The following is a 26,663-nucleotide window of genomic DNA, read 5'->3' as shown; positions in this document are numbered from 1 at the left end:
ATCCAGAGACATTAGATTTAGGTGTTGTAGAGCCAGGAGTAACTACAGGAGTAGATGTATTGAACTTGATTAATGACAATGGTATTTGTGCATCATTAGATGTGCCAGGTGCTCCAATTTCCGTAATGGAATGCATGGCAGACGCAGGTACATTAACAGCCGATATGTCTTCAGTAGAGTTAGTAAATGGTATGGCTACGTTATCAGCTACACCAGATGGCAACTCAAATGTACCAGCAGGATACAACACAGTTTATGTCTTAACACAAGGATCAGGATTAGTGATAGTTAATGCAGGTGGTGAGCCAAGCTTTGAAGTAAGTGAGTCAGGAGATTACACCATTCACACATTGGTATACAATCCAGAGACATTAGATTTAGGTGTTGTAGAGCCAGGAGTAACTACAGGAGTAGATGTATTGAACTTGATAAATGACAATGGTATTTGTGCATCATTAGATGTACCTGGTGCTCCAGTGCATGTTAAGGATAATGTATGTGTTGCTTATTCTGGAACCATGTATTCTATGAACCCTGTGAATTGCTTGAATGATGGTGCTGCTACTTTGATGGCATCTCAAGATGAAGCGGCAATTATTCCAGACGGCTTCCAACAATTATTTGTTTTAACGGAGGCTTTTTCTTTAACTATATTAAATGTTTCAACTTCCCCAGAATTTACCGTTAATAATAGAGGCTTTTATAGAATTCACAGTTTAGTGTATGATCCAAGTACGCTTGATTTAAGTGTGGTTGAAATTGGCGTAACTACAGGTTTTGACGTTGTGAATTTAGTGACAGATAATGAAATTTGCGCCTCACTAGATGTTGCCGGAGCTATAAATTTAGTTTTAGCCTACGATTGGATTTGTGATTTTATAGAATACTATTTCCATAAAAATGGAAATGATAATTCCAATTTAGCATCATATGTAAATAATCATGATAGTTATAAATCATTTGAAAAGGATTTTATTGATACTCATTCTGAAATTAGAATGTTTCCTAATCCCGTGGTCAATGATTTAAATGTGAATATCCGATTGTTTGATGACGAAATAATGAGTTTTAAAATACTTGATATGACTGGAAGACAAGTTTTATCGGGCAATGGAATGACATTTGACACGGGTTCAAAGAGTATTAATACAAGCGCCTTAAAGAATGGTATGTATATACTTAATTTTGAATCTGATTACAGAACAATTTCAAAGAAAGTTTTGATTAATAGATAATGAAAAAGAAAAATTATGACTTTCTTAAGCCCCTTAATTGGGGCTTTTTTTATGGAAAAAATTCAGATAATTTTACGAGTAATTGTTCGGGTTTATAGGGTTTTGGTATAACAGCATTCATACCAGACTTAATACATTTATCAAGTTCTGACTTTACAATATTGGCTGTCATGGCTAAAATGGGTGTTGATTGAATTGAATTTTTATTTAGTTCCAATTTACGGATTTCAATAGTAGCTTCAATACCGTTTAAAACAGGCATGTGCAAATCCATTAATATAATGTCATATGTATTTGATTTGGAGTATTCCAATGCTTCTTTACCATTTTTTGCTTTTGTCAAGGTAAATTTCTTAATGAAATAATTCAAATCATCTTCAATCACCATAGTATTAAACTCATCATCTTCAGCCAATAAAATCTGTATACCCTGTAATTTAGACCCAATTTCTAAAAGTTCGGGTTCCGTTAAAATAGCTTTGGTTATATTTTCGGTGGGTTTATCTAGTAGTGGTAGGGTAAAACAAAACTGACTACCATTACCTTCTTCACTCTCTACCCATATTTCGCCATCTTGTAATTCGACCAATTTTTTCGATATACTCAATCCTAAACCAGTACCTTTAAATATTTGTGATTTTGACTTTTCGCCTTGTTCAAATGAATTGAAAATAGTTTTTAGTTTATTTTTAGATATTCCTATTCCAGTATCTGTAACGCAGAAAAGGATGGTTTGCGGTGTTTGAAGTGAACAGCTTATTTGAATTGAACCTTCATCGGTAAATTTAATCGAGTTTCCTACTAGATTAATCAAGATTTGATTTAGTCGTAATGAATCTCCTATAATTTGATCAGGTACATCAGGAGCTATTTCATAGTTTATTTTAAGTGCTTTTTCTTGGGCTCGGTATTGTAAAGTTTTAATCACACTTTCTATAATGGCTTTTGGATTCATTAAAACATGTTGAATTTCTAGTTTTCCAGATTCGATTTTTGATAAATCTAAAACGTCATCTAATAATACCAGAAGATTGTCTGAACTTGTTCTCATAGCCTCTAAATATGTGACTTGTTCGTTGAGATGCTTATTTCTTAAAAGACTATTTGTCATTCCTGAAATGGCATGCATAGGTGTTCTAATCTCGTGACTCATATTGGCTAAAAATTGCTCTTTGTATTTTTCAGACTGCTCTGCACGTTGTTTTTCATTTTCAATTATCAGCTTTTGTTTTCTGACCAATTTGATTCGGTTTATTAATGTGAAAACTATGGGTAACAAAACTAAAAAAGCAAAAATATTTATGTAAATGATAAGCCTTTGATTGGCTATTTTTTGTGAAGTTAATTGATCTTGTAAATTGATTTTTTCCTCTAAAATTTTATTAGTGATGCCAACCAATTCCATACCAGATTTATAAGACCCAGATTTTTCAGAAATAGCTTCAAACTTTAAAGTATGTTCCATGGCCTTCTCATGATCACCTACCTCTACATAAATTTGTTTGAGTAGAACATGTGCATTTGATTGAATTTGAAATTCATTATTTCTTTCAGCTATTTTAAGACCTATATTAGTATAATATATGGCACTATCAAATGCTTTTAAATTAAAATAGGCTGTACCAATATTTATTTTTCTAAACGCGATTTCTCCATCTGATGGACCAGGTTCACTTTTTTTAATATGATAAAGAGCCTTTTGGTAGTTATCCTCTTCTTTAAAAAGCAAATAATATAAATAATGCGCTTGTGAGATTAAATTGCTATCGCGTTTAGATTCAGCTTCTTTCATGAGCAAGTTAACGAGGTCATGCGCTTCTTGTTCTTTTCCAAGGATATGGCTATAAAAAGCAATAGACCCTTTTGAGTCAAAAACTACCGCATTCAAATTTTGAGCTTTAGCTTTTTCAATGGCCATTTGATGATATTCAATACTGCGTTCATATTGGACTTGTGCTGCTAATAGCCATCCCATTTTTTTATAGAAGTATGGAGCTATTTTTACTGCAGAATCATGGGTAGCGTTTTTTTCTAGAATTTCTTCGAGCTTTTTTCCATTCAGAAAGGCTTTATTGTAATCAATATTTTTTAGATGGAGTAAAAAAAGATTATGTCTGTTTGAAATTTCTGAACCCAAGTTGTTTTTTTCTTGAGCATTTTTTAATTCAGTAACAATACTATCAAGCTGCTGTTGATATGTTTTTTCTTGAGCATTAATTAAACTAAAATAGAAAATTAGGAATGATGTTATTAAAGTGCTTTTCATCTTATAACACTTTAGCTGTTTTGAACCAATTAACAAAGGACTCTTTTTTACGCCTAGAAATAGGAATATTCATTCCGTTTGATATGTTAATTGAAATACTATTGGGTTGGTCAACAATATGTGTTTTATTAATTATGTACGATTTATGACATCTAAAAAAGCCTTTATTGGATAATAAATCTTCTAAATCACTTAAGGTTTTCGATACAAGTTCTTTTCTATTGCTAATCAGGTGTATAATACTATAATTTCGGTCGCCTTCAATAATAATGATGTCTTTTAAAGCTAAATGTAAATCGCCTTGTTGTGTTTTTAAGGGTAGAATTTGATCAGAAATGTTTTTAGTATTTAAATTGTTTAGTGCTAAACCAACTTGTTCACTTTTCCCTACTTTGTGGTAATTAGATTTAAAGCGTTTTATGGCATTTTTTAATTCTTCTAAATCGAAAGGTTTTAAAAGGTAATCTAATGCATTAAAGCGAATAGCTTTTATAGCATAATGTTTATATGAGGTAATAAAAATGGTTTTAAAGTTAATGGTATCAAGTCTGGATAGCATTTCAAATCCAGTCATATCAGTCATTTCAACATCTAAAAAAACAAGATCTGGTTTTAATAAGATAATATTTTCTAAACCTTCCTTGCCATCATTTCCTAAACCTACAATGTTAATATCTGGAAAATATTGGTTGAGTTTATCCTTTAATAACTCTTGAATAAAAGGGTCATCATCAATTATGACACATTTAATGGTTTTGGAAGTTGGCTGAAAGTTATTCAAAATGCGATTCAATAATTTGTGAAACCTCTTTGGTTGCTCCTTCTAATTTATAAATTATATCATTACCAAGGGCTTCTAATTCTAAAAAAGACATGGTATCATACTCAAATTCAAGTCTTTGTATGGGTTTAATAATATCTTGAATACCAAAAAATTGTAGTTGAGGACTCATTTTATGAAGCACTTGACGAATTTGTTTACGGTCATTATTGTCTAGTGCTTTTTTAAGTTGCTGTAAGCGTTCTGGAATAAGTTCTTGGAATTGGTTCAAATATTTTATCATGCGATTTGTATTTCCTCTAGATATGGAAATAACATTATCGAGATTGATAAAAGTTGTATTTCGTTCTTTATTCATGGCTATTAATTTCTTAAGTAGAATGTAGTTTAAAGATACAGCAATTATTAATACGTTGAAAAACAAGTAATCAAGCGGTTTAGCTAACGGTTTTTGCCGTTTGATAAACCATACGTACAAAGTTTGTGTCGCTCGATAAAAAACTCTGGTTTTATCATTTTAGATGGTTTAATATTGGTTTCAGATTTGAGAATCTAAAATGCTAAATCAACAAATAACTATTAATCTAAAATCAACCAATCATGAAAAATTCAATTTTAATTATCGCCATGGCTTTATTTACATTTAGTTGTAATACTGAAGAATTATCTGAGCCCATTGAGCAAAACATTACGTTAGAAAATACTAGAAACTTATCAGAAAATATTAAAATCTTGCAATCAAGCTCGGAATTTAGAGAGTTTATTGCATCTGGAGATTTAGAAAGAAACACTGGGAATGGAATTATGTTATTAGACGATGGTTTTAATTTGTCCTATGCGGCCAATACAGGAGAAAGCTTATATATTATTGGTGGTACAGGAAGTATCGAAGCTATGCCCAATGGTAGAGCACGCTTTTCAATCCATACGAATAATCCCTCTGCGGCAGTAATTGACTTGGCAACGTTTTCAACTACTTATTCGAGTGATTGTGTAGAGGGTCCATTAGGAACTTTCAATTATAATTTCATAAGTGAATATGAAGTAGTAGTATTTGAGCCAATTCCAGGGTTAGTATTTACCTTGTACATGCCTACAGGTGAAAACGCTTCAAATGAATCTGCTAACGGACATTGTAAAGTAAGTAATGCTCAAGCCATGTATGACGAAAACTTCGAATTTATTGGTTGTACAGAAGCTACAGAATATAAAACTATGCGTTTAAGCCAAAACTCGGGTATATCGGTAGAATAACACTTTCTAATCAACCAACCATTTTTTAGTTAAGAAAAGAGCACCTCATTTTTTAGGGGTGTTCTTTGTTTATTGTTAAATGTATGGCAGATAACAGATCACTTTTTAATTGCGAGGACATCATGTTTGCTTTAGCGAATTTCTGGTTGACCTCAAGCTCAATTCCCAAGTAGTTGCAAGGGAATTGTTTTCTTAAATACGTGGTGAAACCATCTGCTTTTCCTAAATATGGATAATTAAATCTAATGTTATAATTAGGATTGCTTTTTAAGATACTTAGTTTTAATTTCTTGCTCCATTGTTTTTCTGACGAAAGTCTTGAATCATATAATAAGCCAATATCACAATTTCTTAAGTTATTATTTAAAATAGGCGTAAAAGAGTGTACTGAAATATGTAGAACATGTTCATTAATGTTAATATAGTTTCTAATTTGATTCTCAACGTTGTTTCTGTAGTCTAAATAATAACTGTTAATGAGCTTTTCTTTGTCTGCTTTTGAAAGATTTTTTGAAAATTCAGAAAATAACGCGTTATGATGTAGCGACCTATTTAGTTCAATGAGTAATCTACTTATCTCACTATAGAGCGAAAAATCGGATAATGGTTTTAAAGAGTGAAATAAATCTAAACTTCCAATATCCAGACCTCTGTGTGAGTTTAATACCGATTGATGTTTTTTAAAATATTCAAAAAATTCGATTGGAATCGAGTTTCCACCATGTTCACAAGTTAAAATGAGTTTCACGGTTTGAAAAGCTTATTTTCCTGAAGGCATTCAGCAAGTTTTGTATAGGTGTGTTTTATATACTGTTCAGTATGGTTATTTTCCATTGCATTTAAAATGCGAGTCGCCAATGTCCCTTCATTTAAAATGAATTCCAAGGTGTCATGATGCGATTTGTGAATGTTTTGTTTAGCCAGAGCATACAAATGTTTCCAAAGGCTTTGTACCGAGACAGGGTTTTCTAATTTGAATAAACGCAAGTAATCAATATTGTCTATAACAAAACTTTCGGCATCCTTAATTATCGGGTTTAAAATGTCAAATAGTTCTTGCTTGAGCCATTTTTTTTGTTGCTGTAAAGAACCTAATTGTTTATCTACAAGTAGTTTGATGACTTCTATGATTAAAACACAAATCGCAATATCGGCCTTTGGGCATTCCTGAATATCTACTAGACGTATTTCAACAGCGTTTCTATCAAAACGTGCAATGGCGCCACGAGAATTTAAAAAGTGATGATCCAGTATTTTTTTGGTATCATGAGGTCTAATAGCACTTTTTATAGGTTCAAAAATGGTTGCATAATAATCTACCTTCGTAAAAACGCGCTCTGGAATTACCAAACCCGTTAATTCTGGAATTTCTTTCTGATTGGTTTTATAGTATTCTAAACGCGTGTCTTTAAAGCCAGTTTTTTTGCCTTCCAAAATAGGCGAACTCGCACATAAACCCGGAATTAATGGTAAAATAATTCTAATAGCAGCATGTAATTTTTCAAATTCCTTGTCATCATAAAAAGGTAAGTTGATGTGCGTACTTTGAACATTACTCCAACCATGTCCCTTACAATTAAAAATACGGTTGTATAGTTCGTAAACTTCACTATAGCTATGCTTCCACAGCTCTGTCTCCTGTAACGGATTTAGCAAAGGATGCGCAGCAGTTGGTAATAATTGTGAGTTTAAGGGCTTTAAAAGCGTATTTATTTCTAAAATATTTTGATGAAATAAATCAGATAAATTATTAAGATCTGGTGTAGGTCCATTGGTTTTTAACTCTACAACATGTGCCACCAATTCGTTACTCCAAGCAATCGCGCCATTTTCTATATCTGAAGTTAATGTGCCATTTTTTTTAGTAAGTAGTTTATCAACAATTGGAGCTGGTTTCAAGTTATTATAAACCAACATATACTCAAGTTCAATACCGTAAACTTCAAATAAATGATATTTCTTGCCCATCTTAATCTAATCGGGTTTTAAATGCTAAGAGAATTTCAGTATAAACAGCATCACCATAATGTAAATCTTCTACGCCAAAATCTATATTCGGATTATCATTTATCTCAATGACCATAGGTTTGTTGTTTACCACCTTAATATCGATACCATAAAGACCTTTACCCATGAGTCTGGCAGACTTTAAGGCCATATTTAGTACTTTTTTTGGCACTTTTTCAATTGGTAAGCATTCCGCATTGCCATCTTGATCATCTTTTTTCTTGGCATTCCAATTGTAAATTTGCCAATGTCCTTTTGCCATATAATATTTACAGGCATAGAAGGGATTGTCGTCAATAATACCAATACGCCAATCATAATCTGATGGGCAAAATTCTTGCGCAATAATTAAATCGGATTCCTTGAGCATTTCTGATACCAAGGTCTGAAAGTCCTCTTCAGTTTTAGCTTTTTTTACTCCAAAAGAAAACGTGGAATCTGGAGCTTTGAGTACACAGGGTAATCCAACCATATCTAAAGTTTGATTTCTGTTGTCCTTGTGAACAATAACTGTTTTTGGAGTATCTATATTGGCATTTTTCAACGCTTCTGCCATATATACTTTATTACAACATTTTAAAATAGCATCCGGATAATCAACGAGAGCTATCCCTTCTTGCTGTGCTTTTCGGGCAAAGGCATAAGCTTCGTTATTCACTTCAGTACTTTGACGTATAAACAAAGCATCAAAAGAAGATAATCGCGAGAGGTCTTTGGGTTCAATGATTTCTGCATAAATATTCATCTTTTCAGCAAGATCAATAAATTTTTTTAGGGCTTTTTGATTACTGGGAGGAGCAGGATCATTAGGGTTTACCAAAATGGCTAAATCGAAATCTGAAGTAACAAGTTTAGGGGTATCATAGCGTTTTTTTGAAAAATACTGATTCGCAAAAATATGTACACTTTCAAAATGCTCTGCTGGTATTTCGGATTCTGAAATGGCTCTAATGTTTTGAACATGCCATTTTGTAGTATGATTAAATTTTACTCTTAAAAACGGAACCTGAAAATGTTTGTAAAATAGAGCGCTCAATTCCTTGTATTTTTGAGCAACATTCTGGCCAAAATAAATGCTTAACGTGAATTCCTGTGATTTAATGTTTTTTAGACTTTGTTGAATAACATCATCAAATTCATCAGATACAATACGAACAAGTTTTAAGGCTTTTAGATCCACAATGTTTTTTACAGTTGGAATTGGCATATGTCCACGAGCTTCAGCCAAAAGCGATACATAATAACCTTTTGATTGATAGGAATAGTCTTTACACAAATTAAAAATTCGTGCTTTTTTTAACAGTGAGTACTTTGGATTTGTAAGATAATCTTGCGAAGATATTACGGTAATGTTCTCAATCGAAAAATGCCATTTTTCAGGTTGATTAACAACAATATATTTATTCATTAAATGCGCAAAAATGCGATATAAAATTTTTGCAATATTAAGTTATTTTTTGACACGTTTTACAAATGGAATAGATAATTATTAATTATATAACTAGTTGTTTTTTAAATATTTAAAAAGTGTAATCACGGATATTAATGTCCAGGCTCCTTCCAAAAGAATAAAAGGTATATAATGGAGTAAAATAGAGGCAAGGCAAGCTATTCCAGCTCCAATTAAATTAAGTAATATAAATGGCAAATCGGTGCTTTTTAGTTTGCCTGATACGTTTAAAAAGTAGGCAAGCAATATTAAAAAAACACCAATAAAACCTAACCAGTCTATGAAAGTCATTTTTTGCGTAGTTCAAAAATATCTTTTCTCCTGTCCTTCAAATTTCTAACACTGCCGAATTGGTTGAGTTCTCGCAGCAAATCAATGTCAACATCAGCAATTAAAATCATCTCGGTATTTGTTGTGGCTTCTGCTTTTATGCCATTGGCTGGAAATGAAAAATCACAAGGTGTAAATACCATAGATTGTGCAAACTGAATATCCATATTATGTACTTTTGGTAAGTTACCAACACTACCAGCAATGGCAACGTAGCACTCGTTTTCTATGGCTCTTGCTTGTGCACAATGTCTAACTCTAGAATAGCCATTTTGAGTGTCCGTTAAAAAAGGTACAAATAGAATATCCATACCTTCATCTGCCAACAACCTGCTTAATTCAGGGAATTCTGAATCATAACAAATCAATATGCCTATTTTGCCGCAATCGGTGTCAAAGGCTTTAATTTCTGAGCCTCCTTGCATACCCCATACTTTGGCTTCATCTGGTGTGACGTGAAGTTTTTCATATCGGTCTATAGAACCATCACGTCTGCATAAATAACCTGCATTATAGAGTAAATCATCTTTAATCTCTGGCATACTGCCTGTAATAATATTGATGTTATAAGTTATTGCAAATTCAGAAAATTTCTGAACGATTATAGGGGTAAATTCAGCCAATTTTCTAATGGCTTCCGATTCTGATAAATGGTTGTTTTCTGCCATTAATGGCGCATTGAAAAACTCTGGAAACAAAGCAAAATCAGAACGATAGGCAGCAACAGCATCAATAAAATATTCGGCTTGTTGCATAAGTTCGTCCATATCTTTATACAATCGCATTTGCCATTGGATTAATCCTAACCTCACGACTTTCTTTTTAGTAGCCGCTTTTTTAGTAGGTTTTTCATAATAAATATTATCCCATTCCAATAGTACAGCATATTCGCCAGAAGCTTTGTCGTCTTCTAAATAGCCCTTCAAAATTCTAACAGGATGAAAATCATTTGAAATTTGAAAATTTAGTACGGGATCGTGAATTTCTTTTCGTCTGACTTTATCAATGTATTCTTTTGGCGTCATTTCAGCTGCATGCTTGTGATAATTTGGAATTCTACCACCAAAAGCAATGCCTCTTAAGTTTAATTTTTCACACAACTCCTTTCGGTAATCATATAAACGCCTTCCAAGTCGTAACCCTCTAAATTCAGGTTTTATAAAGACATCAATACCATACAAAGCATCACCTTTTTTAGCATCGTGCGTGTTAAAGGTGTAATTACCAGTTATATCATCATAGGTATGAATATCATCAATACTATCATAGTCAACAATAATAGATAATGCACATCCAGCTATTTGATTATTTACTTTAATGATGACTTGACCTTCAGGGAATTTTTCAATCAATGTTTTTATTTGATGCTCTCTCCAATACAAATTAGGCATGGACTTATAGGCTTCTTGCATGGCGCCTTTAAGTTCCTGATAATCATTTAAAGTTAGGTACTCGAGTTCAATATTTTCTATGTCTTGAGGTTTCATTTGTTGCAAATTAATTATGTAAAGGTAATCGAAATTATAATGAATAAAACCAATATTATTTTTATTAATTTATCCGATAAATGGGATAATGTAAATGTGACTTTTCGTAGTGATTGGAACGTTCAAAAATCCAATTAAGCTGGGAATACCAGTTACTTGCAAATTCAGAATCTGTTTCTTTCTTTTTGTCGAATTCCGTTTTTAGTTCTGGATTGTTATTTATAATATCCAGAGCTTCATCTTCAAAAACATAAGGTGAAAAGCCTTCTTTTTGCTGTAGAATGGTATCAAAGAAATTCCAATTAAAAAACGAATCAGGCGCTTGGGGTTCTAAAGTTTCTAATAAGTACCTTAAAGCAGATTGATTGGTTTTAATAAAACAATCGCCTTTTTTGAAAGCAATTTCATTATTCGTTGAAGTTACTTCAGTATTGTAATGTGGATAATGCCCTTCGTAAGCAGTTTTGCGTGTTTCGTAATTAGATATTTTATACGATTCAACTAGAATGGTGGTGTCCTTTTCAAAGCGTTTCATTTCAACTTGATTTAATTTCAACAAATCAATAATATGGTGCCAACCTTTTGGTATGATATAAGCTCTTGGTACGGTTACTTCAATTTTGGGTTTAAAATAGTTTTTATAAACTACATCTTTAGTAAAAGGTTTTTCTCGATTATACTTTAAACGTTTGGCTCCTGTTATTTCACTCTCGATAAATTCACCTTCATAACCTTTAAAATGTAATGTACTTGTTCGAGATGTATCTATTTCCCAATCAAGAGTATATGAATTGTTGGCTTGAAACTTCATAAAGCTCAATTGTCTGTTGACTTTTATTGCATCATGATTTTCTTCAATAATTTCTATCATACTTATCATGAGTTCATAAGTACCTTCTACACGTTGTTTATAGGGCTTTAACATATGAGTTTCAACCATCATACCTAACGTATTCCACAATGTAGTATAACCCGTTGAATATCTAGGATAATCCATAAACTGACTAAAACCTTTTTCAGGAATCTGATTAAATACGTTGACGTAAGGCGTGATATCCCAATCTTTTTTTGTTAGCTTATTTTCTAGTTGTGGCATTAATTCAGTATGTAAATAATTACCTAGTGAACCGCCTAGTTTGTTGTGTTGTGTAAATAAGTGGGTTAATGTATATTGGTAATCGGCTCCATTGCTTACATGGTTATCTATAAAGACATCAGGCTTAACTAAATGAAATATTTGTGCAAAGGTTTTAGCATTTTCGGTATCACATTTTATAAAATCACGATTTAAATCGTAGTTTCTGGCATTACCTCTAAATCCATATTCTATTGGCCCATTTTGATTGGCACGTGTTCCTGAATTTCTATTCAGACTACCACCAACATTGTATATAGGAATGGTTGCCAAAACCGTATGTTTCGGCATGTTAATTTTCCCTTGAACAAGATCACGATACAACATCATCGTGGCATCAACACCATCGCTTTCTCCTGGATGAATACCATTATTAATAAGTAAAATTCTTTCATTAGTCCTAACAGCATCAAAATCAAATTCCTTGTCTGGGTTTAAAGTCACTACATGCAAAGGTTCACCAGAATCTGTAAGGCCCATAGTTTGTATGTTAATTTCGGGATACGTGTTGGCTAACTTCTGATAATATGAAATTGTTTGTTGATAGGTCGCCGTTTCTGTTCCGTTACTCTTTTCAAAAACGGTATTGAAGTCTTTTTTACTTTGAGCCAAAAGATTTATTGAAATTAAAAAAACAAGAAGTAAACTAAAAATTCTATTCATGAATAGGTATTTTAAAAAGTAAACTTAATCAATTTAAACCAATATAAACTTGTGCTTCTTAAGATTAACCGTATTTTTGCGGCTTGTAAAACAACCATCATGACAGAGTTTATTAGAAGGCGTGCAGCCAATGCCAAAAACGATATTTTATCTGGTTTAACCGTTGCTTTAGCATTGGTTCCAGAGGCAGTTGCTTTTGCTTTTGTGGCAGGCGTAGACCCATTAGTTGGATTGTATGCAGCCTTTATGATTGGCTTAATTACGTCAATATTTGGTGGTCGACCAGGTATGATTAGTGGTGCTACAGGTGCTTTGGCAGTGGTTATGGTTAGTTTGGTAGCCGAAGGTAATGCCATGGGAGCAGCAGGCGAGCAATTGGGATTATATTATCTATTTGCAACGGTAATTCTGATGGGGATAATTCAAATGTTAGCAGGTGTTTTTAAGCTTGGAAAGTTTGTTCGTCTTATTCCACATCCCGTAATGATGGGCTTTGTTAACGGATTAGCTATTGTGATTTTCCTATCACAATTAGGAATGTTTATGACAGTTGAAAATGGAAAGGAAGTGTGGTTATCTGGAACTGAATTATGGACTATGATTGGTCTTGTTACTTTAACTATGGGAATCATGTTTGGTTTACCTAAATTAACCAAAAAACTACCTGAAGCCTTATTAGCTATATTAGTTGTTTCTGCTATTGTAATTTTTGGAAATTTAGATGTAGCCACTGTTGGTAGCTTTATTCGTGAAGGTGGTGGTGAAGGCTTAAAAGGTGGTTTGCCACAATTTCAATTTGACATATTTGAGAAAGTACCTTTTACTTGGCAAACCTTAAAATTTATTGGTCCTTATGCGTTGATATTGGCAGCTATAGGTTTAATTGAATCTTTAATGACCTTGAATCTCATTGATGAATTAACTGAAACAAGAGGTAATACCAATCGCGAGTGTCTGGCGCAAGGTGGCGCAAACATCGTAACAGGCCTTTTTGGAGGCATGGGAGGTTGTGCCATGATTGGGCAATCCATAATCAACATCAAAGGCGGTGGTCGTACACGATTGTCTGGAATTGTTGCTGCTTTAGCTTTACTAGGCTTTATTTTGTTTGCGTCAGGTCTTATTGAACAAGTACCTATTGCAGCTTTAGTAGGCGTGATGTTTATGGTAGTTATTGGGACTTTTGCTTGGTCAAGTTTTAGAATTATGAATAAGATTCCTAAAACTGATTTGTTTGTATTGATTTTAGTTTCTGGTTTAACGGTTTTATTCGATTTAGCCATTGCTGTGATCGCAGGTGTTATTGTCAGTGCTTTGGTATTTTCATGGGAAAATGCGAAGCGTATTCGTGCGCGTAAACGCTTTAAGGATGATGGCACTAAAGTTTATGAAATTTGGGGACCATTATTCTTTGGCTCCATAAAGGCTTTTAACGATAAGTTTGATGTTAAAAACGACCCAGATACCGTTGAAATAGATTTTGTGGAATCACGTGTAAGTGACCATTCAGCATTGGAAGCTATTTTTAATTTGGTGGAAAAATATGAAGCCGAAGGTAAATCTATCAAACTAAAACACTTAAGCGAAGACTGTAAAATCTTATTATACAAAGCCAGTCCTAAATTTCGAGAAGTGATTATTGAGGATATCGATGATCCACGCTATCACTTGGCAGCCAATCCTGAAGAATTTCCAAATTCATTATCGGAATATAAGTTTTAAGTTGTTAAATATTTTTGTAAAGTTCGTCAGTTTGAGTGTCACGCACAAAGCGTGATGTATCGAAAACAAGAACTTTAACTTTAAAGAGTTCTCGATACGATTTTTCGTTCCGCAAAATCACTCGAACAGACGGGTTGATTTTTAGCATTCAAAATATTTAATAGGTATTCTTAATCTAAATTTCTAGATTGGCCATTTAGTAATTTCCAGCCATCAGTGCGTTTTATAAGTGTACCTGATTCTATTATTTTAAATTGGGAAGTAACATTGGCTGTGTCAACCATTTCGCCTTTTACAATACCTGAATAGTTCGCAATTTTTGATGATAAAGGAAAGATTTCTAAAGTTTCAAATTCAAAAGCAATAGATTGAATACTTTTGTTATTCTGAATAAGAATTGCTTTAATTGAATCATATTTTATTGTCGATTGATAACCAGGAGGCACCCAATAAAATTCTTCTGAATCATCAAGATAATCAAATTCAGCAGGCAAACCATTTTGCTTAATAGCATCGTGATAATCGTTAAACATAATTTCGATTTCACCAATAATTTGTGCTTTATCTAATTTTTTAGTCTCTTCCTTTTTGCATCCTAAAACGAGAATGATAAATAGAAAAGAATAAAGTTTCGAATATTTCATGACAATTATTTCACACGAACACTTTTTGGAACTAGTTTGGTATAATCACCATGGTTTCTAATAACATCTCGAACAATCGATGAAGCTATGTAAGATGTTTTAGCCGCAGTCAATAAGAAAACGGTTTCAATAGGAGCCAAATCCCGATTGGTGTGAGCAATAGCCTTTTCAAATTCAAAATCGGCTGGGTTCCGTAAGCCACGTAAAATAAATTTCACATTATTTTTTAAACAAAAGTCAACAGTCAATCCTTCATAAGATACTACAGTCACTTTTGGTTCATCCTTAAATGCATCAGAAATAAATTGCTTTCTTTCTTCTAATGAAAACATATATTTCTTTTCAGCATTAACACCAATAGCTACAATGACTTCGTCAAATAAGTTTACTGCACGTTTGATGATATCGTAATGTCCTAGCGTTATTGGGTCAAATGATCCTGGAAAAATAGCTCGTTTCATAATACTTCCTGCGAAAGCAGGAATCTATTGATTTAAAATTAGTAATAAATTGGATTCCGCATCATATTTCGAATGCATTTCGACAGGCTCAATGTGACACCTCGATGTCCATGCGGAATGACAACTGGTTATTCAAAGATAAGTAATTTTAACTACTCACTAATCAAAGCCTCCTCAATAGCGTTTTCAAACAGTTCCGCTAGACTAATGCCAGCAGCTCCAGCTTGTTGTGGTAAAATACTGGCTTTGGTTAAACCAGGAACTGTGTTGACTTCTAGCAAATGAGGTTCTCCGTTTTTAAAAATATATTCACTTCTGGAAAAGCCTTTCATTTTTAGAATTTCATAAACTTGTTTTGCGAGTCTTCTTACTTTATCAGCATCAGTTTCAGAAATACGAGCTGGTGTTATTTCTTGAGATTCACCGAAGTATTTTGCTTTGTAATCAAAAAAATCATTCTCGCTTACAATTTCTGTTATAGGTAAAACCTTGGTTTCTCCTTTAAATGAAATAACACCAACCGAAACTTCGGTGCCATCTAAAAAAGACTCAATAATAATTTCATCGTCCTCTTTGTAAGCTACTTCTACAGCTTGTTTAAGCTCTTCTTTTTTATAAACTTTAGTAATTCCAAAACTGCTACCTGCTTTATTCGCCTTAACAAAACAGGGTAAACCAACCTTTTTGATTATGGCTTCTTCGTCAATCGCATCACCCAAATTTAAATAGTAACTTTCAGCCGTTTTGATGCCATACGGTTTTAAAACACTTAAGCAATCCCGTTTATTAAACGTTAAGGCCGCTTGATACATGCCACAGCTGGTATGTGGTATATTTAATAATTCTAGATAGGATTGCATGTAGCCATCTTCACCTGGTGAACCATGAATGGCATTAAACACACAATCAAAAGTAATTTTGTTGTTGGAAATAGTTATAGAAAAATCATTTTTGTCAATTGGGAATTCTTGCTCATGATTATCAACATAAACCCACTTATCTTTAAAAATGTGAAGTCGGTAAGCATCAAACTTATCTGGGTTTAAAGTTTCATAAACCACATTGCCACTTTTGAGTGAAATTTCGTATTCACTGGAGTAGCCACCCATTATTATGCCAATCTTTTTTTTCATGCTTAACATTCCCTTGAAAAAGGAAACAATTTATTTATTAATTCTGCCTATCTAATCTAAAACGAACAATAAAACGTATCTATTATTAGTTAAGCTAAAATATCACTAAAAAATCGAAAGTAAAAACAGTTCTGTTTTTATATATTTGTTTCAGAAATAATCACCCATGAGTTTAATAGGATTTCTTAAAAGTAAAGTGTTTTTAAAGCAATTGGTACTAGCAGTAGTAGCTATAGTCGTTTTGGCTTTTATCATGCTCAAATGGTTGAATATTTCAACAAATCACGGTGAGTTTGAAACAGTTCCTGATTTAAAAGGGAAGTCAATTGAAGTGGCTAAAATTGAATTGAACGAGAATAATTTGGCCATGGAAATATTGGATTCTTCAAATTTCAATCCAGATTACCCAAAGTTTTCAGTTATTGAGCAAGATCCTGTTGCAGGTAAACAGGTAAAAGAAAACCGTAAAATATATTTAACGCTAAACCCTTCGGGATATAGGAAGGTGATGGTACCAGAATTGGAAGAACGCACTTTAAGGCAAGCCAAACCAACATTAGAAGCATTAGGTTTTGAAGTTGGAAACTTAAAGTATGTAGATAATATAGCTATTGATGTGGTATTAAAGATGACTCATAACGGAGAAGAAATTAAGGCTGGTGATATGCTACCAAAAACATCAAAAATTGATTTGGTATTAGGAAATGGTAAAAGACCTGGTTCAAACTAATCATGGATCAATACACACCAGAAAATCAGCCAGAAGATGATGACTTGTATGAGCATTATGCGTTTACAGCCGAAAAAGGTCAGCAACCACTTCGAATAGATAAATACTTAATGAATTTTATTGAAAACGCTACACGAAATAAAATTCAAGCGGCTGCAAAAAACGGAAATATTTATGTAAATGATGTTCCTGTAAAGCAGAACTACAAGGTAAAGCCTTTAGACAAAATCAGAGTGCTGTTTGAGCATCCACCTTACGAGTATTTACTCACGCCAGAAAATTTGCCACTTAATATTGTTTATGAAGATGATGATTTGTTGGTGGTAAATAAAGAAGCTGGCATGGTTGTGCATCCAGGTCATGGTAATTATTCAGGCACGTTGATTAATGCCTTGATCTATCACTTTGATAACTTACCTAATAATTCTAGCAACCGACCAGGTTTAGTACATCGTATTGATAAAGACACTAGTGGCTTGTTGGTGATTGCTAAAAATGAGGGAGCTATGACGCATTTGTCCAAGCAGTTTTTCGATAAAACTAGTGAACGTGAGTACGTGGCATTGGTTTGGGGAAATATTGAAGAAGACGAAGGCACCATAGAAGGCAATATTGGAAGACACCCCAAAAACCGATTGCAAAATACAGTTTACGAAGGCGATGATGCTGACAAAGGAAAGCCTGCTGTTACACATTATAAAGTTTTGGAACGTTTGGGTTATGTTACATTGGTCTCTTGTAAATTGGAGACAGGTCGTACACATCAAATTCGGGTTCATATGAAACATATGGGACATACGCTATTTAATGACGAGCGTTATGGTGGTGAACGCATACTAAAAGGAACAACTTTCACCAAATACAAGCAATTTGTAGAAAACTGTTTTAAAATACTACCACGTCAGGCACTTCATGCCAAAACACTTGGGTTTAAGCATCCTAAAACTGGTAAAATGCTCCGGTTTGATTCTGAAATCCCCGAAGATATGCAAGCTTGTGTTGAAAAATGGCGTCAGTATTCAAAACACCAAGATGTTTAAGAGAATATTTTGGATTAATCTGAAAAAATATTACTTTAGTTATAAATTATTCATCTTATGAAAAGACGTGACTTTTTAAAGCGAACAGGACAAACATTGTTAATTACTTCTGCGGTAACAATAATAGGTTCGTCTATTGTATCATGTAAATCAGATGATGATGATAATGGATTCTATAATGATGGTTATTATGACGATGGGTACTACGATGATGGCTATTATGACGATGGTTATTAATTGACAATCTTAATTTCCTTTTGACACTTTTTTTAGAGAATTAAACACTTCCTGATTGTTTTTCATGGTTAACTATGTATTAAATCCTAAATTTAAAGTAAGCAAAGAACATCACAGTTTTATTTTTACGAGTCATGAGCATGAGTATTTGCTTGATGTAACTGATTTAGCCAGTTATGACTTTATGGTTAAGTCAATTGATCGTAATGTCTTTTTTAAAGACGAAGTTCCTAAAGAATTTACAGAAGGATTTGAGGCTCTTATTCAACTCCATGTTTTAGAAATAAATTCAGTCACTAAATAAAAGCACATGTCAAAAGCATCAATTAACCAAATTGCGTTGACTTATGTTGTGCCGTTTTATCTAGACAATAGCAAGTTTAACCCACTTTTAGAATTAATAGCAATTTACAGTCGTTATAATCCCAATGTTTTAAAGCATATTCATTTTGTATTTGTAGATGATCACTCACCAATCCGTTTTATAATTCCTGAAGATGTGCCACTCAACTATACTTTATTAAGAATCACAGATGATATTGAATGGAATCAAGGAGGCGCACGCAATTTAGGTGTCAAATATGCTAAATCAGACAAAATGGTTTTAACGGATTTAGATGTATTGTTTCCTGAAAACTTATTTGAGAGCCTTATAAGCTTTGAGATTCCTAAAGATGCTATTTTTAAATTCAGAAGATATTATGGTTTAAAGGAAGTTGATCCGCATTTTAATGTGTTTTTTTTAACTCAAGACGTTTTTTACAAAAGTCAGGGTGTAGATGAAGCATATTGCGGTCATTATGGTCATGAGGATAGTTTCTTCTATTTTTTACAAAAAGCTTTAGGGACCAAATTTTATATTTACACATATTCAAATGTTGTTCATAGGGAACACAAACACTCCAAATTTAAGAACCATAATAGTTTGATTAGAGACCTAACTGTGAATGATGCACTTAATGAAAAAAAATTAAAAACATTACAAACAGCCAAAAATCCCTTGGATGCCAGAAGTGATTTGTATTTAAACTTCAATTGGGAAGTTTTAAAAGAAAACCAATTTCATTTTTAGTATAAAGCTAGTCAATGCCTCAATAGAAAATATAAAATACGCATCTTGAATTTTATTAATTACAATTGTAACTTTGAAGAAAATACAAATTGTTTATGAAACTAGTGTTATCTCCTGCCAAATCTCTAGATTATGATAGTAAATTACCAACTACCAAAGCAACAGAGTCTTGTTTTTTATCAGAAGCGGAGCGTTTAAATAAACTGCTTAAAAAGAAATCGGCTAAAAGTTTATCCAAGCTCATGAGTATTTCTGATAATTTGGGACAGTTAAATTACGAGCGCAATCAGGAATGGGAATTGCCATTTTCAAAAGATAAAGCAAGACCAGCGGTTTATGCATTTAATGGTGATGTGTATCGTGGTTTGGATGTTTATAATATATCTACCAAGAAATTGGACAAACTCCAAGATACTGTTAGGATTCTGTCTGGTTTATATGGCGTTTTAAAACCATTAGACTTAATCATGCCTTATAGATTGGAGATGGGAACAAAACTACCGGTTGGAAAAAACAAAAACCTCTATGAATTCTGGAAAAAGAAAGTTACTAAAGCTTTGAATGATGAATTGGAAGAAGGTGAGTTATTCTTAAACTTGGCCAGTAATGAGTATTTTAAGGCTGTAGATACTAAAGCCTTAAAAGTACCTGTGGTACATATTGATTTTAAAGAACTAAAAAATGGCGACTACAAAACCATTGGTATATTCGCCAAACTAGCTCGTGGATTAATGGCGCGCTATATCATTGAAAATGATGCGAAAACCTTGGATGATATTAAAGGTTTTGATTTAGAAAATTACAGATTTCATGAGCAACTCTCCAAAGAAAACAATTTGGTCTTTACAAGATAATAAACGTTCAGAATTTGAACGGCGAGCTTTTAAACCTACTGGTAAAAAGCCAAAAAACAAGACCCTACAATACGTTTTGGTTTCTCTTGTTGTATTATTTGGATTCAGTTTTTTACTTATAAAAATTAATGAAGATCCATTAGAAACTTGTTTGTGGGATTCCTTTTGTATAAACTCAAAAGACAGCTTATTGCTATACACCGTTTATGTATTTCTAACAATATGCCTCATTATAGGTTCTATAGCAGGTGCCTATGCTTTAGGAAAAAAACTAGGTAATAACATTAAGGTTTAGCTTTTTTGTTGATACTAATTTTATCTTCTGGTTTTACTTTCTTTTTAATTCTAGGACGTCTGACACCAAATGTACCTCGATTGATTTTTCCACGTTTTGTTTTTTTATCGCCTTTTCCCATTTTTTCCTATTTACTTTTTATATTACGAAAATTAAGGCTAAAAATCAAATTTATCTAAATCACTAACTATGAGATTGCTATTATCAACGCTGTTATTTTTCATCCTAACTTTTGCAACATCCCAAACCAAGTTTTCCCATGCAGCGGGAATTGCTGGTTATATAGGAACACGAGACGCTACTTCAAAAGATATTGCAGTGACCTATTCGCCCAGATACAATTTTTTGAAAGTGGGTGAAAACTCCAATCTTTCAATAGGAACACATTTAGGATTAGGCTACGTCATTTCGGATAGAGCAGTAAGTAGTTTAGCCTATCATATCCCAATACTTTTAGAGTTTAATTTTGGTCATGCTAGTGATAGAACTAAATATGCCAACAAAAGCGGTGGTTTTATTGGAGTAGGTTACAGTATTGATAACTCACAAAGAACGCTAAAATTTAACAATGGCTTCCTAACAAGTTATACCACAATAGAAGATGTTATTTCTGGTCCTATGGCAAACATGGGATTACGATTTAAGTTTTTTGGAAAGTCGGCAGGGATTAGAATATCATATTTATACGGAACAGGTGATTTTAAAGGTGGTTATTTGACCTCAATTGGGTTTCAGTATAATATTGGTGTTAAATAGTTGTTTCTCCACAAACATCCATACGAACCTTTTATTCAAGAAAACACGACGAAATTGATAGTTGGCACCTTGCCACCGCCACGTTTTTCTACGGGCGATTTACTGGAAAAGGATGTTGATTTTTGCTATGGGAGTTACTACAATAGTTTGTGGTTGTTTATAGATGAAATACATCAATTGGGATTGCGGTATGACAACTCGCAGGAAGCCATAGATCAGCGTCAAGCGTTTTTAATTGAACACCAAATTGGTGTTTGTGATATTGTGGCTTCAGCCGAAAGGGAGAAGATAGATGCTTCTGATTTGGGTATGACAAACATTGTGTTACGTGATTTGGTTGGCTATTTAAAGCAATATCCTCATATTGACACCTTATTGTTTACTGGTGGCAATAGTAAAAATGGCCCGGAGTATTTTTTTAGAAGGCATTTACGGGATTATAAGCTGAAACTGGAGTTGGTAGATAATGAAGTACCCAGAATCCATAAATTTCAGATTCAAAATAGAACCATCAAAACAGTATCATTAACTTCTGGTTCTGGAGCAGCCAATATTTCCATTAGCCGACTGCCTTTATATAAGCAGTTAAAAGCAAAAAACCCCGAGTTTAACACCTTTGATTTCCGGGTTATGCAGTACCGAGAGTTTTTTTAGATGTTGGGTTCGCGACGCTAAAGGTAGGGACAGTTGATTCGTTGATTTGGTTATTTGTTGATGGCGGATGGTGGTTGACCGATGACGGATGACCGATAACCGATGATGGGGGATGGGAGACTCACGAGGCTATGGGTTGGGACAAGGGTAGATTTTGTTCTTTAGGCTAGGGGTTGGGTAGTTTTTTTGTTAGTCCTCTTATTATATTAATTGGAAAAATTAATTGACCAAATATTACAGTAATTAAAATAAGGGTGATGCTTAAAGTCAGGTTATTATTGAAATCATATTCCATAATTTCAGTCCTATAACATTGAGTCAAAATCAAAACAATTAAAATTCCGCCAAAGGTCAAGGTTATGTGTATTAAATTAAGCCATTTTGATAGTTTTCTATTGGCTTTTTCCATAATCCAATATCCAAGTCCAATTATTCCGAAAAGTAATGAAATCAGCATGATTAAATGGTTAGTGGCAATTACAAAATAGGTGTGGTGAACATTGAATCCAAAAGAATCAGCTTTAGTAAAAAATCCGAGTAAGCAAATTATCGGAATAGAAAGCCAAAAAATCAGATATGGTTTTTTAATGAGTTTGTTCATTCAACTTGCGTCTAATGGTTTTGTGTATGATTTAACTTCGTTGAATCTTTGATTTAACTTTGTTCAGTTCGCTTTGCTCGTGTCGTTGCGTGGTTTAGCACGTAATTTAGCAAATAAACACCAGATAGAAAATTGCTTCGCCAGTTCGCTTCGCTCGTGTCGCGAGGATTTTCAGAAGTAGGCTAGAACTAGCAACCCGCCAGAATGACTTGTCGGACTGGTTACTTATAGCCAGTGTTGTGCTTGGTTTTTAATTCTTTTCTAAAAAAAAATCAACTTCTGTGTAATAATCTTCTCCATAATATTTATGAAAATCTCCATTTGGTTTTATAATTAGAATGGCTTCGCAATTTTGATGTTCAGTAAATACATTTTCATAGAAAAAGCCAGAATCTAATATAAATTCAGGCATTTTTTCGTAAATCTCTTTATTATATGAATCTTTAGTGTACACAAAGAAATCAATAGTGTTATTGTTAGAACTAATTTGGGATGAGATTCGAATCCTGTTTTTTGCTACTTGAATATTATCTTTTTCACTTAATCGAACTGATAAACAATTAGGAGCTTTCTGATTAAAATTCACAAGAATAGATTTATTATTAGGAATTGTTGTTTTTAATTCCATTTCTATTTTTTTTATTATTTCTCCGTATTCAGAGTTATTTAATTTTCCAGAATAAGCTTTCCGACTTTTCTTATATTTTGAATTAGGTTGTGTGTTTACATCTTTATTTTCAGTTGTAATTTTATTCGTTCCACAAGAAATGAGAAAAATAATTGATATAAAACAAACTCCTTTTTTTAAGATTCTGTTCATAGATTTCGGTTTGGTCAAAATTAAGCACAACGTGTTCGTGTTATGGCTAGTTGCGTTGGCTAGGACTAAAGTTAGCAAAAAAGAAACGAACCATTAGGAAAATCCGATAGGATTTTCAGAAGTAGGCGAGAACAAGCAATTACTTCTAGTCATTGTTGGCACCAGTTTTTATTCACACAATTTATTAAGTTTTTCAAAATCTTCATCAGCTTCAAAATGCTCATTCATTTCAAGGTCTAATTTAAGAGCTTTTCTAAAATCTTTGCAAGCATTTTTTTCATCACCGAGTTCCAAATAAATACCTGCTCTGTTGAATAATCCGATGTCATAATTCTTTTTTACCTTGAGAGCTTCATTAATTTTTTTAAGAGCTTCTTTAGGTTTCTTAATTTCTCTGTAAAGACTTGCCCAATTATTATAAAGAATATGAAGATTTGGTTGATTTGGGAATTCGGTTACTATCTTTTGATAATCAGCTAACGCTTCATCAAATAATTCTAATTTCTTTTTTATGTTAATCAGATTTGCCAATGATTTAAAATCTTTTGGTGTGATTTCCAATTGAGATTCTAAATCAGCTTTTGCATTCTCATATTTCTCCAATCTTATATTGGCATAAGCTCTGTCAAAGTAAATATCCGAGAAAGATGGTTTTTTCTCAATGATTTTTGAATAGTCAGAAATTGCCATTTCAAAGTTGTTATTGTCCATATAAGTGTTTGCTCTTGCATAAAGGACACTTAAGTTGTCAGGATTTAATTCTATAGATTTAGAATAGTCAGATATAGCTAATTCATATTCTTTTCTCATTCGGTACACATTTCCTCTATTCGAATATGGTCCTGGCGCATCCGGATAAAGTTTAATTGCCTTTTCAAAAATTGAGAATGCTTTATCTATTTTTCCTTTTTTCGCAAGTTCAATTCCTTTAGAATTCAGTTCCAGCGCAGTTTGGGAAATTAAATTTTGAGTCGTTAATAATAGAATTACTATTGCTAAAATTTTATTCATTTCGTTTTTTTAAATTGGTGCCAACGGTTTGTGCATGGTTAGTTGCGTGTTTCAGCACATAATTTAGCAAATAAAAACCGAATAGAAAATTGCTTCGCCAGTTCGCTTCGCTCGTGTCGCGAGGATTTTTCTTTGCCAGTTTGTACTTTGCGCTTGTGCTGTAAGTAGGCGAGAATTAGCCGTCAATTTTATATGGTGTTAGGTAACAGTTTTTTATTCTTTCTCAAATATAAATTTCATTCCGTCATAAAAACCTGAATAGGGAACGTGTCCAGCATTTTCGTAAGTCATATACTCATATTTTATTCGGTCACATAACTCATGTTCTATTCTCTTGGATAAATCAACTATTGATTGGTGTATTTCCTTGTTTGGGTCTAATGGGTCAGCCAACGAGTTTGCTACAAATAATTTTTTTCCTTTAAAATTATTGTTGTTTTGAAAAGATTTATCTGCTAGTTTATTGAAATAGGTATTCATATCTGCAAACCACCCAGCACAATTTCCTATATAATTATCAAATAATTCTGGTTTTGATAAAAAGGCATACATTACAAATAATCCACTTAAAGATCTACCTCTTATGGTTTTTTGACTGTTTGTACGATATTTTTTATCAATATATGGTACTAGTTCGCTTTCAAGGAATGATATAAAATTATCGGCTTTAGGATTTTCTACTTGGTATGAGGGTCTGCTAATTGGCATCATATCTCTGTCTCGGTCAGTATTTGAAATTGCTACAATAATTATTTTCAAACGCAGATTATATGTTACTAATCTGGCATCTATGAGATTATTTTCAGTTCCGTCTAACAAAAAGAGAACAGGATACGTATCGTTTGATACGTCATAGTCAATAGGCAGAGATACTACTAGTTGTCTATTCTCATTTAATATTTTTGATTGAAGGCTGTCTTTAATTCCAATTTTAACATTGACATCTTGAGAATAGCTAATTCCTGATTTTAAACATGCTATTAGTATAAAAAATAAAATATAGTTTCTCATAGTATTGTTATTCAAATTGTTTGCAACGTGTTTGCACTTTGTGCTTGTGCCGTAAGTAGGCGAGGACTAGTCATTACTTATAGCCGGTTGTGTACACAGTTTTTTATTTTCTAATTATCATTTTCTAATTCTGAAAAAATGGTCTTCAATTTGTTAAAGGAATCAATTGAATTCTCATATGCATCTTTATTTAGATTTAAAGATACTCTTCTTGCCAAAACATAATTTTGAAAATGGATTTCTTGCGCATAACTTTTTGCGGTCAAGTTCATATCCCAAAAACTTACATTTGAAATCAAAAAATTCTCATAAAAATCTTTGAACCCTACATAATCTAAATCTTCTACGACTTTTATGTTATTAAATGTCTCGTAGGGTTCAGATATAGAGTTACGCAAGTTTAAATCATTAAACAGTTTTAGGTCACCAGAGAATTTCAAGTTTTCATAAGTTACCGTTGTCGGATTTAAGTAGTTGGATTGCATTAGCCTATCTAGTTTTGTTGGCAATTTTGGGTTGTCGTAATCTTTGGTGTATAATATTTTAAGTACTGTGTCAACTTCTTTAAGAATTTCGATTGTAAAATCATTAATTTCATTTAATCGATCAATGTTACGATTAGCTTCATCGTCTAGCTGTGTGATGTATGCATTGCGTAATTCTAAATTATTGTTAGCTTTTACATTTTCGTTAATTGCTAAAGCTATAAGAATTCCAATTATCACAAGAACGATTTCTCCAATAGCGTATTTAAGATACTTTCCTGTTTTGTTTTGTTCCATAAGGTTGTAACGTATATGTCTAAAAAACTTAATCATATTTAACACATTTTAATTTTGAGCTTTCCGCAAGCGGCTATCTCCACCAAAGGTCTACTAGACCTTTGATTTTGCTTTGCAAAATTTTGTTGAGATAATCTAAAGAATTTTATCATTGGTTAGCGGTTTGTGTATGGCTTGTTGTGTGAAATGTCCAACGGACTTTTTTGTTGCAAACCGAAGATAGCAAATTTGC

General features: G+C 32.9%; 30 protein-coding genes. 12 read left to right on the top strand and 18 right to left on the bottom strand.

The features are described 5' to 3' along the window. A partial coding sequence (locus HGK31_RS08765) for a T9SS type A sorting domain-containing protein (RefSeq protein ID WP_191859388.1) occupies window positions 1–1,235 on the top strand: 1,235 nt, incomplete at its 5' end. Between the two features lie 49 nt (window positions 1,236–1,284). Here HGK31_RS08765 and HGK31_RS08760 read toward each other — a convergent pair. Genes HGK31_RS08760 through HGK31_RS08750 form a run of 3 tightly spaced genes read right to left on the bottom strand, consistent with a single transcriptional unit; the run spans window position 1,285 to window position 4,640 of the window. Continuing rightward, window positions 1,285–3,501 (bottom strand): tetratricopeptide repeat-containing hybrid sensor histidine kinase/response regulator, encoded by a 2,217-nt coding sequence (locus HGK31_RS08760; protein ID WP_191859387.1) that lies wholly within the window; start codon window positions 3,499–3,501, stop codon window positions 1,285–1,287. Between the two features lies 1 nt (window position 3,502). Next, window positions 3,503–4,282, bottom strand: coding sequence for a LytR/AlgR family response regulator transcription factor (locus HGK31_RS08755; protein ID WP_191859386.1), 780 nt, complete (start codon window positions 4,280–4,282; stop codon window positions 3,503–3,505). Further along, window positions 4,275–4,640: an Hpt domain-containing protein gene (locus HGK31_RS08750; RefSeq protein ID WP_191859385.1), complete on the bottom strand. Its 366-nt coding sequence runs from the start codon at window positions 4,638–4,640 to the stop codon at window positions 4,275–4,277. Before HGK31_RS08750 ends, HGK31_RS08755 begins: the two co-directional genes overlap by 8 nt. Before the next feature lie 242 nt (window positions 4,641–4,882). Here HGK31_RS08750 and HGK31_RS08745 point away from each other — a divergent pair, with 242 nt between their 5' ends. Continuing rightward, window positions 4,883–5,536: a CBM20 domain-containing protein gene (locus HGK31_RS08745; RefSeq protein WP_191859384.1), complete on the top strand. Its 654-nt coding sequence runs from the start codon at window positions 4,883–4,885 to the stop codon at window positions 5,534–5,536. Between the two features lie 52 nt (window positions 5,537–5,588). Here HGK31_RS08745 and HGK31_RS08740 read toward each other — a convergent pair whose 3' ends face one another. From HGK31_RS08740 to HGK31_RS08715, 6 genes are all read right to left on the bottom strand, one after another. Next, window positions 5,589–6,284 carry an N-formylglutamate amidohydrolase gene (locus tag HGK31_RS08740; protein ID WP_191859383.1) on the bottom strand — a complete coding sequence of 232 codons (696 nt, stop codon included), beginning with the start codon at window positions 6,282–6,284 and terminating at the stop codon, window positions 5,589–5,591. After that, window positions 6,281–7,504 (bottom strand): glutamate-cysteine ligase family protein, encoded by a 1,224-nt coding sequence (locus HGK31_RS08735; protein WP_191859382.1) that lies wholly within the window; start codon window positions 7,502–7,504, stop codon window positions 6,281–6,283. Before HGK31_RS08735 ends, HGK31_RS08740 begins: the two co-directional genes overlap by 4 nt. Before the next feature lies 1 nt (window position 7,505). Continuing rightward, window positions 7,506–8,951 carry a RimK family protein gene (locus HGK31_RS08730; RefSeq protein ID WP_191859381.1) on the bottom strand — a complete coding sequence of 482 codons (1,446 nt, stop codon included), beginning with the start codon at window positions 8,949–8,951 and terminating at the stop codon, window positions 7,506–7,508. Window positions 8,952–9,044: 93 nt separating this feature from the next. Beyond that, entirely contained in the window at window positions 9,045–9,284 is a 240-nt protein-coding gene (locus HGK31_RS08725) for a CBU_0592 family membrane protein (protein WP_191859380.1), read from the bottom strand. Then, window positions 9,281–10,810: a carbon-nitrogen hydrolase family protein gene (locus HGK31_RS08720; protein WP_104734547.1), complete on the bottom strand. Its 1,530-nt coding sequence runs from the start codon at window positions 10,808–10,810 to the stop codon at window positions 9,281–9,283. Before HGK31_RS08720 ends, HGK31_RS08725 begins: the two co-directional genes overlap by 4 nt. Before the next feature lie 64 nt (window positions 10,811–10,874). Continuing rightward, a complete protein-coding gene (locus HGK31_RS08715) occupies window positions 10,875–12,608 on the bottom strand; it encodes a M14 family metallopeptidase (protein ID WP_191859379.1) in 1,734 nt (577 codons plus the stop codon). A gap of 99 nt (window positions 12,609–12,707) precedes the next feature. Here HGK31_RS08715 and HGK31_RS08710 point away from each other — a divergent pair, with 99 nt between their 5' ends. After that, on the top strand, window positions 12,708–14,330 hold the full coding sequence (locus HGK31_RS08710) for a SulP family inorganic anion transporter (RefSeq protein ID WP_191859378.1): 1,623 nt from the start codon (window positions 12,708–12,710) through the stop codon (window positions 14,328–14,330). 170 nt (window positions 14,331–14,500) lie between these two features. Here HGK31_RS08710 and HGK31_RS08705 read toward each other — a convergent pair whose 3' ends face one another. The 3 genes from HGK31_RS08705 to HGK31_RS08695 all read right to left on the bottom strand — a co-directional run bounded on the left by HGK31_RS08705 (window position 14,501) and on the right by HGK31_RS08695 (window position 16,568). Continuing rightward, the gene (locus tag HGK31_RS08705) at window positions 14,501–14,974 is read right to left on the bottom strand and encodes a hypothetical protein (RefSeq protein WP_191859377.1); all 474 of its coding nucleotides are present in this window, start codon (window positions 14,972–14,974) and stop codon (window positions 14,501–14,503) included. A gap of 5 nt (window positions 14,975–14,979) precedes the next feature. Next, the gene (gene coaD, locus HGK31_RS08700) at window positions 14,980–15,435 is read right to left on the bottom strand and encodes a pantetheine-phosphate adenylyltransferase (RefSeq protein ID WP_191859376.1); all 456 of its coding nucleotides are present in this window, start codon (window positions 15,433–15,435) and stop codon (window positions 14,980–14,982) included. Between the two features lie 152 nt (window positions 15,436–15,587). Next, on the bottom strand, window positions 15,588–16,568 hold the full coding sequence (locus tag HGK31_RS08695; RefSeq protein ID WP_191859375.1) for a D-alanine--D-alanine ligase: 981 nt from the start codon (window positions 16,566–16,568) through the stop codon (window positions 15,588–15,590). Between the two features lie 166 nt (window positions 16,569–16,734). On the opposite strand from HGK31_RS08695, the gene HGK31_RS08690 reads away from it, so the two are divergent. The 7 genes from HGK31_RS08690 (at window position 16,735) to HGK31_RS08660 (ending at window position 20,796) form a co-directional block, all read left to right on the top strand. Next, the gene (locus HGK31_RS08690) at window positions 16,735–17,298 is read left to right on the top strand and encodes a PASTA domain-containing protein (RefSeq protein ID WP_191859374.1); all 564 of its coding nucleotides are present in this window, start codon (window positions 16,735–16,737) and stop codon (window positions 17,296–17,298) included. Window positions 17,299–17,300: 2 nt separating this feature from the next. Then, window positions 17,301–18,338 carry an RluA family pseudouridine synthase gene (locus HGK31_RS08685; protein WP_191859373.1) on the top strand — a complete coding sequence of 346 codons (1,038 nt, stop codon included), beginning with the start codon at window positions 17,301–17,303 and terminating at the stop codon, window positions 18,336–18,338. 57 nt (window positions 18,339–18,395) lie between these two features. Further along, window positions 18,396–18,575 carry a hypothetical protein gene (locus HGK31_RS08680; protein ID WP_104734539.1) on the top strand — a complete coding sequence of 60 codons (180 nt, stop codon included), beginning with the start codon at window positions 18,396–18,398 and terminating at the stop codon, window positions 18,573–18,575. Window positions 18,576–18,639: 64 nt separating this feature from the next. Continuing rightward, window positions 18,640–18,879 carry a hypothetical protein gene (locus HGK31_RS08675; RefSeq protein ID WP_191859372.1) on the top strand — a complete coding sequence of 80 codons (240 nt, stop codon included), beginning with the start codon at window positions 18,640–18,642 and terminating at the stop codon, window positions 18,877–18,879. Window positions 18,880–18,885: 6 nt separating this feature from the next. Beyond that, the gene (locus HGK31_RS08670; RefSeq protein ID WP_191859371.1) at window positions 18,886–19,647 is read left to right on the top strand and encodes a glycosyltransferase; all 762 of its coding nucleotides are present in this window, start codon (window positions 18,886–18,888) and stop codon (window positions 19,645–19,647) included. Between the two features lie 95 nt (window positions 19,648–19,742). Further along, window positions 19,743–20,501: a peroxide stress protein YaaA gene (yaaA, locus tag HGK31_RS08665; RefSeq protein WP_191859370.1), complete on the top strand. Its 759-nt coding sequence runs from the start codon at window positions 19,743–19,745 to the stop codon at window positions 20,499–20,501. Continuing rightward, window positions 20,458–20,796: a hypothetical protein gene (locus HGK31_RS08660; protein WP_104734535.1), complete on the top strand. Its 339-nt coding sequence runs from the start codon at window positions 20,458–20,460 to the stop codon at window positions 20,794–20,796. The genes yaaA and HGK31_RS08660 overlap by 44 nt, the downstream gene beginning before the upstream one ends. On the opposite strand, the gene HGK31_RS08655 is transcribed toward HGK31_RS08660, so the two are convergent. Next, on the bottom strand, window positions 20,786–20,917 hold the full coding sequence (locus HGK31_RS08655) for a 30S ribosomal protein THX (protein WP_104734534.1): 132 nt from the start codon (window positions 20,915–20,917) through the stop codon (window positions 20,786–20,788). The two genes, HGK31_RS08660 and HGK31_RS08655, sit on opposite strands and share 11 nt — an antisense overlap. 68 nt (window positions 20,918–20,985) lie before the next feature. On the opposite strand from HGK31_RS08655, the gene HGK31_RS08650 reads away from it, so the two are divergent. Both HGK31_RS08650 and HGK31_RS08645 read left to right on the top strand, forming a co-directional pair. After that, window positions 20,986–21,552, top strand: coding sequence for a hypothetical protein (locus tag HGK31_RS08650; protein WP_191859369.1), 567 nt, complete (start codon window positions 20,986–20,988; stop codon window positions 21,550–21,552). Further along, the gene (locus HGK31_RS08645; protein ID WP_191859368.1) at window positions 21,553–22,206 is read left to right on the top strand and encodes a uracil-DNA glycosylase family protein; all 654 of its coding nucleotides are present in this window, start codon (window positions 21,553–21,555) and stop codon (window positions 22,204–22,206) included. Window positions 22,207–22,372: 166 nt separating this feature from the next. Here HGK31_RS08645 and HGK31_RS08640 read toward each other — a convergent pair whose 3' ends face one another. From HGK31_RS08640 to HGK31_RS08620, 5 genes are all read right to left on the bottom strand, one after another. After that, entirely contained in the window at window positions 22,373–22,807 is a 435-nt protein-coding gene (locus HGK31_RS08640) for a hypothetical protein (protein ID WP_191859367.1), read from the bottom strand. Between the two features lie 250 nt (window positions 22,808–23,057). Next, the gene (locus HGK31_RS08635; protein ID WP_191859366.1) at window positions 23,058–23,627 is read right to left on the bottom strand and encodes a hypothetical protein; all 570 of its coding nucleotides are present in this window, start codon (window positions 23,625–23,627) and stop codon (window positions 23,058–23,060) included. Between the two features lie 168 nt (window positions 23,628–23,795). Beyond that, window positions 23,796–24,638: a tetratricopeptide repeat protein gene (locus HGK31_RS08630; protein WP_191859365.1), complete on the bottom strand. Its 843-nt coding sequence runs from the start codon at window positions 24,636–24,638 to the stop codon at window positions 23,796–23,798. Window positions 24,639–24,851: 213 nt separating this feature from the next. Beyond that, window positions 24,852–25,649, bottom strand: coding sequence for an alpha/beta hydrolase (locus HGK31_RS08625; RefSeq protein ID WP_191859364.1), 798 nt, complete (start codon window positions 25,647–25,649; stop codon window positions 24,852–24,854). Between the two features lie 110 nt (window positions 25,650–25,759). Continuing rightward, window positions 25,760–26,467, bottom strand: coding sequence for a DUF6090 family protein (locus HGK31_RS08620; RefSeq protein WP_191859363.1), 708 nt, complete (start codon window positions 26,465–26,467; stop codon window positions 25,760–25,762). Between the last annotated feature and the right edge of the window lie 196 nt (window positions 26,468–26,663).

This window comes from Hanstruepera ponticola (assembly GCF_012931685.1).
In the GTDB taxonomy this organism is placed as follows: domain Bacteria; phylum Bacteroidota; class Bacteroidia; order Flavobacteriales; family Flavobacteriaceae; genus Hanstruepera; species Hanstruepera ponticola.
The sequence above is the reverse complement of the archived record's forward strand: the minus strand, read 5'-3'. Positions and strand labels throughout refer to the sequence as shown.